This is a genomic window from Streptococcus sp. ZY171113, assembly GCF_057748235.1.
In genome coordinates, this window is record NZ_CM173243.1 from 1,208,103 (window position 1) to 1,224,099 (window position 15,997).

The 15,997-nt window shown below is 47.0% G+C and carries 3 protein-coding genes; all 3 read right to left on the reverse strand.

What is annotated here, in order from left to right; translation table 11 throughout:
• Window positions 1-89 precede the first annotated feature (89 nt).
• Window positions 90-12,815, reverse strand: coding sequence for a YSIRK-type signal peptide-containing protein (locus AC3ARB_RS05745; RefSeq protein ID WP_488319642.1), 12,726 nt, complete (start codon window positions 12,813-12,815; stop codon window positions 90-92).
• Window positions 12,816-13,229: 414 nt separating this feature from the next.
• Window positions 13,230-14,213 (reverse strand): GMP reductase, encoded by a 984-nt coding sequence (gene guaC / locus AC3ARB_RS05750; protein WP_488319643.1) that lies wholly within the window; start codon window positions 14,211-14,213, stop codon window positions 13,230-13,232.
• A gap of 189 nt (window positions 14,214-14,402) precedes the next feature.
• Window positions 14,403-15,995 carry an ArsR/SmtB family transcription factor gene (locus tag AC3ARB_RS05755; RefSeq protein ID WP_488319644.1) on the reverse strand — a complete coding sequence of 531 codons (1,593 nt, stop codon included), beginning with the start codon at window positions 15,993-15,995 and terminating at the stop codon, window positions 14,403-14,405.
• Window positions 15,996-15,997: the final 2 nt, after the last annotated feature.

A 15,997-nucleotide genomic window follows, 5' to 3' on the forward strand; every position in this document is an offset into this window, starting at 1 on the left:
AACGAGAGAAGACAAGACTTGTCCTCTCTAGGTGTTAAAAACCAAAAAGAGATGATCCAAGGATCATCTCTTCTTTGTCTTATTCAGACTTAATTTTTCTTGCGACGACGCAGGGCTACAAGGCCGAGAGCCGTTGTTAAGAGGCTAGTGCCCACAAGAGTAGCAAGCGAGCTTGAATCACCAGTGCTTGGCAGAGCCTTAGCGACTTTCTCAGCTGCTTTCGGAGCTGGCTGAGCAACTGCGGCAGGAGCTTTTGGAGCTTCTGACTGAGCAGGTGTCACAGGCTTAACTGATGTTTCAGGAGTAGCTGGCTTCGCTGGGGTCTTAACCTTGCGGTAAACGTTAATCACGTTACCATCCTTGTCAGTTGTGGTTGAAACAATCTCATAACCTGGGATTGGTGCGTTTGGATGGCTACCACCTTCTGTTACTTGGATTGGATGACCATTTTCATCAAGGAAGCTGGTCACAACTTGTTTAGATGGGGTCTTAACCTTGCGGTAAACGTTAATCACGTTACCATCCTTGTCAGTTGTGGTTGAAACAATCTCGTAACCTGGGATTGGTGCGTTTGGATGGCTACCACCTTCTGTTACTTGGATTGGATGACCATTTTCATCAAGGAAGCTGGTCACAACTTGTTTAGTTGGGGTCTTAACCTTGCGGTAAACGTTAATCACGTTGCCATCCTTGTCAGTTGTGGTTGAAACAATCTCGTAACCTGGGATTGGTGCGTTTGGATGGCTACCACCTTCTGTTACTTGAATTGGATGACCATTTTCATCAAGGAAGCTGGTCACAACTTGTTTAGATGGGGTCTTAACCTTGCGGTAAACGTTAATCACGTTGCCATCCTTATCAGTTGTGGTTGAAACAATCTCGTAACCTGGGATTAGTGCGTTTGGATCTTGACCTTGAGTTGGGTCTTGAATTGGGTTACCGTTCTCATCAACGTAAGTTGTGCTTGGTGGCGTTACCTTGCGGTAAACGTTCTTCACATTACCCTTAGCATCCGTCTCAGTCGATACAATCTCGTAGCCTGAGATTGGAGCATTCGGATTTTGACCTTGAGTTGGGTCTTGAATTGGGTTTCCGTTCTCATCAACGTAAGTTGTGCTTGGTGGTGTTACCTTACGGTAAACGTTCTTCACGTTACCCTTAGCATCCGTCTCAGTCGATACAAGCTCGTAGCCTGAGATTGGAGCATTCGGATTCTGACCTTGAGTTGGGTCTTGAATTGGGTTACCGTTCTCATCAACGTAAGTTGTGCTTGGCGGTGTTACCTTGCGGTAAACGTTCTTCACATTGCCATCAGCATCCGTCTCAGTCGATACAATCTCGTAACCTGAGATTGGAGCATTTGGATTTTGACCTTGAGTTGGGTCTTGAATTGGGTTGCCCGCTTCATCCACATAGTTGGTCTTAACAACTTTCTTGTAAGTATTAACCACATCGCCATTTGGTGTTGGAACACTTGAAACAAGTTCGTAGCCCTCGATTGGAACGTTTGGTTTCGCACCTTCTTCTGGTGACTTGATTGGGTTTCCATTCACATCAACAAAGATGGTTGAAGGCGTTGTTGGTGTTACAATCTTACGGTAAACATTGACCACATTGCCAGCCTCGTCAGTTCGAGTTGAAACGATTTCGTAACCAGGGAGTGGAGCGTTTGGATCCTGACCGTCCTTACGAGGTGAAATAGTGTTACCTGCTTCATCTACATAAGTTGTGTTCGGTGTTGGAATCATCTTATAAACGTTAACCACATTACCATCTGGATCTGTTGTCGTTGAAACAATCTCGTAACCCTCGATTGGAGCGTTTGGATCTTGACCTTGAGTTGGGTTTTGAATTTGCTTACCATTCTCGTCAACATAAGTGGTTGTTGGTGGAACAACTTTCTTATAAACGTTAACCACATTGCCTTTGGCATCTGTTACCGTCAAGACAACCTTGTAGCCCTCGATTGGAGCGTTTGGATGCTGACCTTCTGTTGGGTCTTGAATTGGGTTACCGTTCTCGTCAACGTAAGTTGTGCTTGGTGGTGTTACCTTACGGTAAACGTTCTTCACGTTACCATCTTTGTCGGTTGTTACTGAAACAATCTCATATCCCTCAACTGGAACATTAGGGTTAGTACCCTCTTCTGGTGACTTGATTGGGTTACCAGACTCGTCAACGAAGGTTGTTGTTGGTGGAACAACTTTCTTATAAACGTTCTTCACGTTACCTGTAACTGGGTCAATCGTTGTTGACACGATGGTGTAGCCATCAACAGGAACACCTGTCTTCTGACCTTCTTCTGGTGTCTTGATCGGGTTACCAGCTTCATCAACGAAAGTAGTAACTGGAGTAGCTGGCGTTTCAACCTTACGGTAAACGTGTTTCACATCGCCATTCTCAGCAATCTCAGTTGTTACCAACTCGTAACCTGGGATAGTTTCTGAAGACTTAGAACCATCTTTCTGTGGTGAAAGGGTATTGCCTTTTTCGTCAACGAATGTGGTTACTGGAGTAACTGGCGTTACAACCTTACGGTAAACGTTACGAACATTGCCGTCTTTGTCAGTTGTTGATGACACAATAGTGTAACCTTCAACTGGAGCGTTAGGGTTGGTACCTTCTTCTGGTGACTTGATTGGGTTACCAGCTTCATCAACGAAGGTTGTTGTTGGCGTTACAGTCTTCTTGTAAACGTTACGAACATTACCATCTTTGTCGGTTACGCTTGTAACAATTTCGTAGCCTTCGATTGGTTCATTAGGGTTAGAACCAGCTTTCTCAGGTGAAATTTCCTTACCGTCAAGATCAACGTAAGTCGTCACAGGAACTTTCTTGTAAACGTTGCGAACGTTACCAGTTTCTGGGTCTGTCACTGATGACACAATCTCGTAGCCTTCGATTGGAGCGTTTGGATCTTGACCGTTTGCTGGGTCTTTGATTGGCTTACCAGCTTCATCAACGTAAGTCGTTTGAACTGGAGCGTAAACGTGAGTCACGTTACCCTTCTCGTCAACCTTGGTTTCTTTAACGTAGTAGCCGTCAAAGGTTGATGGGTCAAGTGTGCCGTCTTCTTTAGGCTTGAGAACAGTACCATCTTCAGTCACATACTCAGTTGTCTTCTTAGCGTAAACGTGAGTGGTGTTACCATTTTCATCAACCTTAGTCTCTTTGACGTAGTAGCCGTCAAAGGTTTCAGTTGGGTTAGTACCGTCTTCCTTAGGTTTAAGAACTGTGCCATTCTCAGCGACATGCTCGGTTGTCTTCTTAGCGTAGACGTGAGTGGTGTTACCTGTTGCTTCATCAACCTTAGTTTCTTTGACGTAGTAGTCCGCCAATTTCGCTGGGTCGAAGGTACCATCAACCGTTGGAATCAAGCTCTTACCTGCTTCATCAACGTAAGATGTTGTCTTAGGCGTTACTTCTGGTGTGTAAGTTGCAGTGGCCTTGGTGCCGTTAACGTCTTGACGAACGACAGTCACGCCTGTGCCCTTACCAGTGAAGTTCTCTTCTGGAGTGAAGGTTACAGTGCCGTCTGGAGCAACAGTGTAAGTACCTTCGCCTGGAACAACTTTTTCAGTTTTGCCGTCTTCGAAGGTTGCTGGAACAGTGTCGTCCATTGGAACAGCCTCGTTACCAGGTGTGAACTCAACCTTAGCAGATTGTGGTTTACCTTGAACATCTTTAGTTGTTTCTGGCTCACCCTTAGGTGTTACTGGCGTTACAGTTGGGATGTAATCCGCAGTAACTGGCGTGCCGTTGTTATCAACACGTTTAACCGTTACACCTTTGGCACGACCTGTGAAGTCTTTCTCAGGAACGAAGGTCACAACGCCGTCTGGAGAAACTGTGTAAGTACCTTCACCTGGAACAACTTTTTCAGTTGTGCCATCTTCAAAGGTTGCAGGCTCTTTCAAGTCAATTGGTGTTGACTCATCACCTGGTTCAAAGACAGGTTTACCAGTTTGTGTCTTACCTTGAAGATCAGTTGTCTCAACCGGTGTACCTGTTGGAACAACTGGCGTTACAGTTGGCGTGTAAGTCGCTGTCGCTGGCGTACCGTTAGTGTCAACACGTTTAACTGTTACACCTTTAGCACGACCGGTGAAGTTCTTCTCTGGTGAGAAGGTTACTGTACCGTCTGGGGCAACGGTGTAGACACCTTCGCCTGGAACAGTCTTCTCAGTTGTGCCATCTTCGAAGGTTGCTGGTACAGTGTCGTCCATTGGAACAGCTTCATTACCAGGCTTAAAGACTGGCTTGTCTGATTGTTCTTCACCCTGAGGACCGGTTGTTTCCTTAGGCTCTCCTGTTGGTGTTACTGGGGTTACGGTTGGCGTGTAGGTTGCTGTCGCTGGCGTACCGTTGGTGTCAACTCGTTTAACCGTTACACCTTTGGCACGACCTGTGAAGGTCTTCTCTGGTGTGAAGGTTACTGTGCCGTCTGGGGCAACTGTGTAAGTTCCCTCACCTGGAACAACTTTCTCAGTTGTACCATCTTCGAAGGTTGCTGGAACTTTTTCGTCGATTGGCGTTGCGTCGTTACCTGCCTTGAACTCAGGTTTACCAGTTTGTTTAGCACCTTGAATATCAGTTGTTTCAGCTGGTTCTGCTGTTGGCGTTACTGGGGTTACAGTTGGCGTGTAGGTGGTTGTAACCGGGGTACCGTTGGTGTCTTTAGCCTTAACGGTTACACCCTTAGCACGGCCTGTGAAGGTTGGTTCTGGTTGGAAATCAACACTGCCATCTTCTTTAAGCGTGTAAGTACCTTCGCCTGGAACAACGACTTCCTTAACTTCTTCACCTTGAGCGTTAACAAGAGTAAGGCTGTCCTTATTGATTGGAGCAACGGCATCACCTTCTGTAAAGGTTGGTGTACCGTTTTGTTTCTTACCTTGAACATCAGTTGTTTCAGCTGGTTCAGCTGTTGGCCTTACTGGGGTTACGGTTGGCGTGTAAGTCGCTGTCGCTGGCGTACCGTTGGTGTCAACTCGTTTAACCGTTACACCCTTAGCACGACCTGTGAAGGTCTTCTCTGGTGTGAAGGTTACTGTGCCGTCTGGAGCAACTGTGTAAGTTCCCTCACCTGGAACAACTTTCTCTGTTGTGCCATCTTCGAAGGTTGCTGGAACAGTGTCATTCATTGGAACAGCGTCGTTACCAGCCTTGAACTCAGGTTTACCAGTTTGTTTCACACCTTGCTTGTCAGTCGTTTCAGCTGGTTCAGCTGTTGGCCTTACTGGGGTTACAGTTGGCGTGTAGGTGGTTGTAACCGGGGTACCGTTGGTGTCTTTAGCCTTAACGGTTACACCCTTAGCACGGCCTGTAAAGGTTGGCTCTGGTTGGAAATCAACACTGCCATCTTCTTTAAGCGTGTAAGTACCCTCGCCTGGAACAACGATTTCCTTAACTTCTTCACCTTGAGCGTTAACAAGAGTAAGGCTGGCCTTATTGATTGGAGCAACGGCATCACCTTCTGTAAAGGTTGGTGTACCGTTTTGTTTCTTACCTTGAACATCAGTTGTTTCAGCTGGTTCAGCTGTTGGGGTAACTGGTGTCACTTTTGGCGTGTAAGTTGTTGTAACTGGTGTGCCGTTTTCATCCTTAGCTTTAACAGTAACTGGAGTTGCTGTACCTGTAAAGGTTGGTTCTGGTTTGAAGTCGATGGTGCCGTCTTCTTTAAGGGTGTAAGTACCCTCACCTGGAACAGTCAATTCTTTGACTTCTTTACCGCCAGCGTCAACCAAAGTGATGGTGCTGTTGTCGATTGGAGCAACCGCGTCACCTTCTTTGAAGAGAACTTTAGCATCAGTGTTTTGAGTCACACCTTGCTTGTCTTCAGTTGTTGCTGGTTCTGCTGTTGGAGCAACTGGAGTAACTGTTGGCGTGTAAGTTGTGTCAACTGTGGTGCCGTTCTTATCTGCTGCACGCAGTTTAACTGGGTCTGCTGTACCAACAAAGTCTGGGTTTGGTTGGAACTCAACCGTTACCTGACCATCTTCACCCTTAACAAGGCTGTAAGTACCAACTGTTTTCTTCTGACCTGGGTTTTCTGGGTCATCGATGGTCGCTGGAACTGGTTGGTCTGTTGGATTACCGTCGGCACCAAGAAGCGTGATGGTGTCGTTTTGGATAGGGGCAACCTTATCACCTTCTTTGAAGAGTGCTTTAGCGTCAGTGTTTTGTGGCTCACCTTGCTTGTCTTCTGTACGAGCTGGTTCTGCTGTTGGTTTAACTGGCGTTACAGTTGGCGTGTACGCAGCTTTAGCTGGTGTGCCGTTCTTATCCTTAACTTGAACAGTGATTGGGTCTGGTGTACCAACAAAGGTTGGATTTGGTTGGAAGGTTACCTGGCCTGTAGCTGGGTCAATGGTGTACTTACCAACTTCCTTACCATCTTTAGTTGCTGGCAATTCCTTAGCGTCAGTTTCTTCGCCAGTTGCTGGGTCGATAAACTTAGCTGGCTGAGCTTCTGTGATGGTAATTGGTGCTGTCGCATCGCCAGGTGTAAAGGCAAGTTCAGACGTTTGTGGTTGACCTTGAAGACCTGTGGTCTCGTCTGGTGTGCCTGTTGGTGTGATTGGCGTTACAGTTGGCGTGTAAGTTGTGTCAACTGTGGTGCCGTTCTTATCTGCTGCACGCAGTTTAACTGGGTCTGCTGTACCAACAAAGTCTGGGTTTGGTTGGAACTCAACCGTTACCTGACCATCTTCACCCTTAACAAGGCTGTAAGTACCAACAGTTTTCTTCTGACCTGGGTTTTCTGGGTCATCGATGGTCGCTGGAACTGGTTGGTCTGTTGGATTACCGTCGGCACCAAGAAGCGTGATGGTGTCGTTTTGGATAGGGGCAACCTTATCACCTTCTTTGAAGAGGGCGTCAGCGTCGCTTGACTGTTTCACACCTTGCTTGTCAGTTGTACGAGCTGGTTCTGCTGTTGGTTTAACTGGCGTTACAGTTGGCGTGTACTTAGCTGTAGCTGGTGTACCGTTTGAGTCCTTAACCTGAACAGTGATTGGGTCTGGTGTACCAACAAAGTCTGGATTTGGTTGGAAGGTTACCTGACCAGTTGTTGGGTCAATAGTGTACTTACCAACTTCCTTACCATCTTTAGTTGCTGGCAATTCCTTAGCGTCGGTTTCCTTACCAGTTGTTGGGTCGATAAACTTAGCTGGCTGAGCTTCTGTGATGGTAATTGGTGCTGAGTCATCGCCAGGTGTAAAGGCAAGTTCAGACGTTTGTGGTTGACCTTGAAGACCTGTGGTCTCGTCTGGTGTGCCTGTTGGTGTGATTGGCGTTACGGTTGGCGTGTAAGTTGTGTCAACTGTGGTGCCGTTCTTATCTGCTGCACGCAGTTTAACTGGATCAGCTGTACCAACGAAGTCTGGGTTTGGTTGGAACTCAACCGTTACCTGACCATCTGCAGCCTTAACAAGAGTGTAAGTACCAACTGTTTTCTTCTGACCTGGGTTTTCTGGGTCATCGATGGTCGCTGGAACTGGTTGGTCTGTTGGTTGATTATCTGCACCAAGAAGTGTGATGGTGTCGTTTTGGATAGGGGCAACCTTATCACCTTCTTTGAAGAGGGCGTCAGCGTCGCTTGACTGTTTCACGCCTTGCTTATCAGTTGTACGAGCTGGTTCTGCTGTTGGTTTAACTGGCGTTACAGTTGGTGTGTACGCAGCTTTAGCTGGTGTGCCGTTCTTATCCTTAACCTGAACAGTGATTGGGTCTGGTGTACCAACAAAGGTTGGATTTGGTTGGAAGGTTACCTGGCCTGTAGCTGGATCGATGGTGTAGGTACCAACTCGCTCACCATCTTTCATGGCTGGCAATTCTTTAGCGTTAGTTTCTTCTTTAGTTGCTGGGTCGATAAACTTAGCTGGTTGATCTTCTGTGATGGTAATTGGTGCTGAGTCATCGCCAGGTGTAAAGACAAGTTCAGACGTTTGTGGTTGACCTTGAAGACCTGTGGTCTCGTCTGGTGTGCCTGTTGGTTTAACTGGGGTTACAGTTGGCGTGTACTTAGCTGTCGCTGGAGTGCCGTTAGCGTCCTTAACCTGAACAGTGATTGGGTCTGCTGTACCAACAAAGGTTGGATTTGGTTGGAAGGTTACCTGACCAGTTGTTGGATCAATAGTGTAAGTACCAACTCGCTCACCATCTTTCATGGCTGGCAATTCTTTAGCGTCAGTTTCTTTAAGAGTTGTTGGGTCGATAAACTTAGCTGGCTGAGCTTCTGTGATGGTAATTGGAGTCTCAGCATTACCTGGTGTAAACACCAACTCAGATGTTTGTGATTTACCTTGTGGGCCTGTTGTTTCATCTGGTGTAGCTGTTGGCGTTACTGGAGTAACGGTTGGGGTGTAAGTTGAAGTAGCTGGGGTGCCGTTGGTGTCTTTTGCTTGAACCTTGATTGGAGCAACAGCGACATTTCCAGTATAGTCTTTGTTCGGCTTGAAGGTCACGTCACCTGTGCTTTTATCAAGCTCAAAGCTACCGATAACCTTGCCATTAGTGTCTTTCGCTGGAACGGTGGTTTCCTCAATCGGATCACCTGCTTCGTTCAAGAACTTAGCTGGGTTTGTCTCGCTCACAATCACTGGAGCAGAAACATCACCTGGGAAGAAGTCCAAACGCTTGCTTTGTTCTTGACCTTGTTTGCCTGTTGAAGTTTCCTCTTCACCTCTTGGGGTTACTGGCGTTACAGTTGGGGTATAAGTTGAAGTAGCTGGGGTGCCGTTGGTGTCTTTTGCTTGAACCTTGATTGGAGCAACAGCGACATCGCCAGTATAGTCTTTGTTCGGCTTGAAGGTCACGTCACCTGTGCTTTTATCAAGCTCAAAGCTACCGATAACCTTGCCATTAGTGTCTTTCGCTGGAACGGTGGTTTCCTCAATCGGATCACCTGCTTCGTTCAAGAACTTAGCTGGGTTTGTCTCGCTCACAATCACTGGAGCAGAAACATCACCTGGGAAGAAGTCCAAACGCTTGCTTTGTTCTTGACCTTGTTTGCCTGTTGAAGTTTCCTCTTCACCTCTTGGGGTTACTGGCGTAACGGTTGGGGTGTAAGTTGAAGTAGCTGGGGTGCCGTTGGTGTCTTTTGCTTGAACCTTGATTGGAGCAACAGCGACATTTCCAGTATAGTCTTTGTTCGGCTTGAAGGTCACGTCACCTGTGGTTTTATCAAGCTCAAAGCTACCGATAACCTTGCCAGCAGCGTCTTTAGCTGGAACAGTGGTATCATCAATCGGATCACCTGCTTCGTTCAAGAATTTAGCTGGGTTGGTAGCACTAACAATAACTGGGGCAGAGACATCGCCTGGGAAGAAGTCCAGACGCTTACTTTGTTCTTGACCTTGTTTGCCTGTTGAGGTTTCCTCTTCACCTCTTGGGGTTACTGGCGTTACAGTTGGGGTATAAGTTGAAGTAGCTGGGGTGCCGTTGGTGTCTTTTGCTTGAACCTTGATTGGAGCAACAGCGACATTTCCAGTATAGTCTTTGTTCGGCTTGAAGGTCACGTCACCTGTGCTTTTATCAAGCTCAAAGCTACCGATAACCTTGCCAGCAGCGTCTTTAGCTGGAACAGTGGTATCATCAATCGGATCACCTGCTTCGTTCAAGAATTTAGCTGGGTTGGTAGCACTAACAATAACTGGGGCAGAGACATCGCCTGGGAAGAAGTCCAGACGCTTACTTTGTTCTTGACCTTGTTTGCCTGTTGAGGTTTCCTCTTCACCTCTTGGGGTTACTGGCGTTACAGTTGGGGTATAAGTTGAAGTAGCTGGGGTGCCGTTAACGTCCTTAGCTTGAACCTTAATTGGCTTAACAGGAACATCACCAGTATAATCCTTGTTTGGCTTGAAGGTCACGTCACCTGTGGTTTTATCAAGCTCAAAGCTACCGATAACCTTGCCACTAGTGTCTGTCGCTGGAACAGTGGTTTCCTCAATTGGATCACCTGCTTCGTTCAAGAACTTGGCTGGGTTGGTAGCACTCACAATAACTGGGGCAGAAACATCACCCGGGAAGAAGTCCAGACGCTTACTTTGTTCTTGACCTTGTTTGCCTGTTGAGGTCTCCTCTTCGCCTGTTGGGGTGACTGGTTTTACCTCTGGAATGTAGAGAGAATCCCAAGTCTTGGTCTTGAGGTTCGCTTTTGCACGCTCTTCGGCAGTCTCTTCTGTACCAGCTGTGTTGGGTTCGCCAGTATTGGCGTTTGCCCAGTTTGTGGTCAAACCGTTAGCGTCTGTCGCACGAACGATAACACCGTCAGCAACACCTGTAAACGATGGAACAGGTTGGAAATCAATGGTCACCAAGCCACCGTTACCGTTGACAATGGTATAAGTTCCTTGAGCGGTCGTCAAGCTTTGAACTAGGGCACCACTTGCTGGGTCAACGATACCGAAGTCTGTTGCCTTCATGGTGTTGGTTTCCGTCAAGGTTTGCTCACGAACAATCTGACCTTCTGTAATTTTAGTGCCACTTGCAGTAAAATTAAGCGTGCCCGTTTGTTTCTGGCCTTGGAGACCTTCTGTATGTTCGTAAGTTCCTTTTGGAGGAATGGCTGCCAAGATTTGGAAATCTTCTACTTCACCTGAATAGGCTTGACCAGTAGCTTGCTCAATATCTTTCTGGTCACTAGAAATACGAACCCGAGCACCCAACTTAATAGTAGATTTAACAGACTCAATTGCTGTCCAATCAATATTGCTGAAGGTCAGTGCAACATTCTGGTCACGACCTGTCACAGAAACAATCTCGGAAGCTTCACCTTCATCAAACTGATTGTTGTTGTTAAAGTCAACCCAACCACGCACAAACGCAGGAACGTCGCCATCATTGCTAGCCTTGACCGTCAAGGTATAGGTATCTAAACCTCTGTTTGCAACTTCATAAAGGCCATTTGCTGCCAGCTGACGTTCGCCTTCGTCAATTGTTGCAACATCATCGTTTTCATCATCGGCATAAAAATCTGCTTTCGATGTGTTTGTTCCTGTCACATCAACGTCCGCAAGGTCAGTACCCAAATACGGTTGCTTGGCTCCAGTGATGATATGGGTTGCTTGGCCAAAACTATCTGGTGCATCGCCTGTATCAAAGAAGACAAAACCAAAGGTTGCGGCTTGTGCTGAGGTTGTCGAGATAAAGATACCAATCTCTGAGGTATCTTTAGCCAAGTAAATCGGCACACTCTTATTTGGAACGTTATTTCGACGAGCACCCCCAGTAGAGGCAAGAGGACCAACAACTTGTGTTCCAAGACCACCGTTTGGATCAGTTGAAGCATAGCCTGTCCGAATCGAACCATTTACCGGTCTTAGTTGAGCGTCCGTAGTCAAACGCGTAGAGTTATCAATCTGACGGCCCTCTTTAGCAATCTCTGCAAACAATTCAAACGGTTGACCATTGGTTGTGAAGATTACCGCCTCTTCGTTCGAAGCCTCTTCTGAATCCAGCAAAACAACGTTGGTCGGTACTTCAACCCCATGATAAGTTGTCTTGATGTCAAAGAGAACACCTGTGTCTGCATTTGCAACCCGAATGGCTTGCATAGCATTAAAATCAATCAAGCCTGAGTCAGAAGCACCAGAGAATAAGTTGTTGGTGTTTTGGATAAGGAGATGGTCCGTATTTGCGGCCGTTGCAGGCTGTGCAGCAGGATTGTAGTTGGACATGGCTGCCGTGCCATCATTACGCTGGGCAAAGTATTCCGAAGCCTTAAACGGCAAAATGTTTTTAACGGTCAAGGTCACCACATAACCAGGACGAATCTCGTTGGTAATGACCGAACCAACCTTGAGACGGTCGAAAATCGCACCTTGTTGGTTAAAGAAGTTAGCAGGGAAAACCGAACGGACGTTTTTGTCTACGTTTTCAACAGTGATGTTCGGTTGGCTATCATCCAGGCTCAACCAGGCGATACTATTTCCCAAATCCCGAACCGCATCGCCTGTCAAAACAGTAGAGGCATCCGTAGCCAAGGTTGTTCTGGTATCTAAGGCCGTGTCGGTATTTACCGCACGAAGGCCTGAAAATCCTTCTTTCTCAGTATTGTTGCTTGCTGAAACCTCATCACGACGAACCGTTACCTTGAGGGTACGGGTTGATGAGTCACGCTCAACGATAGCCGCTGCGATGGCATTGTTAACTACATCAAAAGCTGTACCCGCGTTATTGGTTGCTGTTAGAGCTACATAGCCTTTCGGAAGGTCAAGGTTAACCGTGACATTGAACGTATGTGGTTGGTCCGCAGGAACTGCTGTTGTTTCTGAAACAGAGTAGCTTTGTTGCTTGATTTGCTCGCCTGTTTCTTCGTCGATGTATTGGACACGGTAGGTTGTGGCCGCAACACGGGTTGGCAAGTCTACTTTTGGCTCAGTAGCTGGAGCTTCATCCTCGACCTCAGTTGAAGGTGCTGTTAGCGCAACTTTAGGCTCTTCTTGTTTAGCCTCAGCAGTTTCAGCACTTGGCTCACTTGCTGCCTTATTTTCCACAGCCTTTTCAGCTGGTGCTGACGCTTCGCTAGTCACCTCTGACGTCTCGTCAGTTTTAAGGGCAATGGCCGACTCGCCTTCTGTTTCCGTCTCAGCTTCAGGCGTCTCCTCCTCTGAGCTGGTGGTCGTACTTGTGGTTGTTACTTCAGCAGTGGTAGCTGTTGAGACTTGCTCAGCTGCTACTGCCTGACTACCTGTCACCAACCAAAAAGCGGCAACGGCAACCGAAGCAACACCAACATTGAATTTACGAATCGAGAACCGCTCGCGTTTATCACGCTTGTCTACCCGACGCAATCGCTTGTTAGTTTCCATTTAAGAAAAACTCCTTCCAAATATTGAAAACGTTATGTGGGAGTTTACAAAAACCCCATCATACATTTACCATTCTAACAAATTCCCCTTGAAAAGACAAATAAAAACAACGACGTTTATTTTTTTTTTTTGATATTGATATATTTTATTTTTCTTGAAATAAAGGGTTTTCTTAAACGCTTAATATAAAAATCCCTTCAAAGCTCTGCCATTATCCCACACGAAAAAACCAGCCTAAAGGCTGGTTAAGGCTTAGAACCTGTAGTCACATTTCAGCATTCACCTGACTGGCTAGTTTTGACTCACTCTTTGTCACATTTTTTGGTAATACGGGCAGTATTTCTGCAAAAATGTTTCTCGATTGCACCAAAACTAGCCTAGTCAGTTGAATACTTCGATTGTGATTACAGGTTCTTAAAGGCTGTCGCCGTTCCAGATGGAGTTTTTCACCACCACATAGTCCACATGGCGGAGACTCTCCAGGTCACGGCCACCTGCATAAGAGATAGACGATTGCAAATCCTCGGTCATTTCCTTGAGGGTGTCGGCCAGATGGCCCTTGGCAGGCAGGAGAATTTTCTTGCCTTCAACGTTTTTATGCTCGCCCTTTTGGAACTGGGAAGCTGAACCGAAGTACTCCTTGAACTGCTGGCCGTCTTGTTCCACCAGCTGACCTGGGCTTTCGATGTGGCCCGCAAAGAGGGAACCAATCATGACCATGCTGGCTCCGAAACGGATGGACTTGGCAATGTCCCCATGGGTACGAATGCCGCCGTCAGCGATAATAGGCTTGCGAGCCGCCTTGGCACAAAGTCGCAGGGCCGCCAGCTGCCAACCGCCAGTTCCAAAGCCTGTCTTAACCTTGGTGATGCAGACCTTACCTGGGCCGATACCGACCTTGGTGGCGTCCGCACCAGCGTTCTCCAACTCACGCACCGCCTCAGGCGTGCCGACGTTACCAGCGATGACAAAGGTCTCTGGCAACTCTTTTTTGATGTGCTTAATCATGTTAATCACGCTGTCCGCATGACCATGGGCGATGTCAATGGTGATAAACTCTGGGGCGTCACTCTTGAGCGAGGTCACAAAGTCGTACTCGTAGTCCTTGACCCCAACCGAAATGGAGGCAATCAAGCCCTGGTCGTGCATCTTCTTGATAAAGGCAGGGCGACCTGCTTCATCAAAGCGGTGCATGATGTAGAAATAGCCCTCACGTGCCAGTTGCTCAGCAACTGCCTCATCAATAATGGTCTGCATGTTGGCAGGTACAACAGGGAGCTTGAAGGTATGACCACCAAAAACGACGCTGGTGTCAGCCTCTGAACGGCTCTTGATGATGCACTTGTTAGGGATAAGCTGGATATCCTCATAATCAAAAATAGGGACGTTATGGTACATGATGTACCTCCTTATTGAGATGATGACCTTCCTATGCGGAGACAATCCACATCGCTAGGTAATTTCTTACCTTTCCTCAACTATTATACCACATCAGGCCCTGCTTACAAGAAAAATCCTAAAAAATAACAAAAACGTCCGTTATAAACGAACGTTTTAGCCATGTTTCTCACATCTGCTGTTAGATAGCTAGTTATGGTTTGAAAACTCCTGACCTTGCCTCTCCAGCTCCTGTTTGCGGGCATGCAAGCTCTGCCATTTCTGATAAAGGTCATCCAAATCCTTGGTCAAGTCAGCCATCTCATCATTGAGGTCCTCGATGTCCTCCTCCAAATCAGCCAACTCTTCGGTGACATCCTCCAGCTCATCTTCCAAATCATAGCGGTTCTTATACTTAGTCTTATCACCCGCCTTAAACTGGAAGGCAAAGCCATTTTTCTCAAAATCAAATCCTTTGCCATCCTCAGAGGATGAGGCATACTGACGCATCGCCTGGCTGCTCTTGTTCAAGGCATTTTTAAAGATGGATTTAATCATCCCTTCAAAACCGGTATCCTTGAGCTGCCGATCAATCTGATTGTAAGCCTCATCCATCTGCTCAAAGACTTGACCAGTAAACTCCATAGCTGTTCGGTGGGTGTCTTGCTGGCTATCGCCGCTTGTTCGGTAATCATTTTGTTTCATTTCTTTCTCCATTCTAAAACTCATTTGCTTGGTAACTGGGCTAGTCTCCTGACCCGTCAGGTCAAAATCACTGACCAACTTCTTAGTAACTTGGCTGAGCAATCCCTTATTAACCTTGTACTTGCTGTCAGAATCTGTCGCATCAACCAAGAGCAGGTTGGCAGTCATCAACTTTTGGGTATGAAAGGAAACTGCGGCCCCCGTAATACCCAGTTTTTCAGCGATGTCCTTGTTCTTGGCACCTTGGGTCAATTCCTGCAAAACCTGATAGCGGGTCTCGTCACTCATGGTCTTGAGCAGGGTGGAAAAATCATCCATGTCCAGCTCATCTTTGAGAGAAATCAATTCTTCCATCCGAGTCGAAATGATCAGGAAAACATCCATGTCAAAATCATCTGTAAAGAGCATGGTCATGACACGGATATGGATGGGACTGAGCACAAACAGCTCATAATCCTTACCGTATTGGGCCGCTAAATCCTTGACGCCTGTTGTCGGGACATAGTTGAAAAAGTCGTCCAGGTCAAAATTAGCCAGATAAGCCTGACGCTCAGCTTCAAAGCGATCGTAGTAGGGTTGATAAAGCTGGTCAACCTGAGCCATCAAGGTAACCAGGGCCTGGACCGTTTCTACTGGCTTTTGAATAGCCTGGAACCAGTGCCATTTTTCATCGGCAGGCAGGTCAATCTTATCCAGATAGGCCAAAAGTCCAATGTCCTCGACCTTCTCCTCCACATAGTTGCGGCGGATTTGGTAGGTGTAGCAGGTACTAATCTCCTCGACCGTCAGGGTCTCAAAGAGGGCCAGGGTTTCAGCCACCGACTTGGGGTCATGCCCTTTCTGATAAAGCAGGTAAAAATAAAGAATATGGGCCAGGGAATAGGCCTCTCCCCAAAGGCAGAGGCGTTTGATGTCTTCTGTTAAAGGGGCCAGCTGCTTTTTCAAGTCTTCCTTGATGGGCCAGATGTCTTGCAGGGCTTCTCGCTCTTTTTGACTCATGTCCCATTCTATATTTTCAGGTGTTTCAAGAGCAAATAGTGGCACATAGAACACATCCATAATCTGGCTGCGGTGGGGGTGATGGCTATAGGTTGGCATGG

What these genes read in the sequence shown, in the direction of transcription:
- AC3ARB_RS05745 (WP_488319642.1), bottom strand. Translation starts at nt 12,815, where the DNA reads ATGGAAACTAACAAGCGATTGCGTCGGGTAGACAAGCGTGATAAACGC.
- AC3ARB_RS05755 (WP_488319644.1), bottom strand. Translation starts at nt 15,995, where the DNA reads ATGCCAACCTATAGCCATCACCCCCACCGCAGCCAGATTATGGATGTG.
- guaC (WP_488319643.1), bottom strand. Translation starts at nt 14,213, where the DNA reads ATGTACCATAACGTCCCTATTTTTGATTATGAGGATATCCAGCTTATC.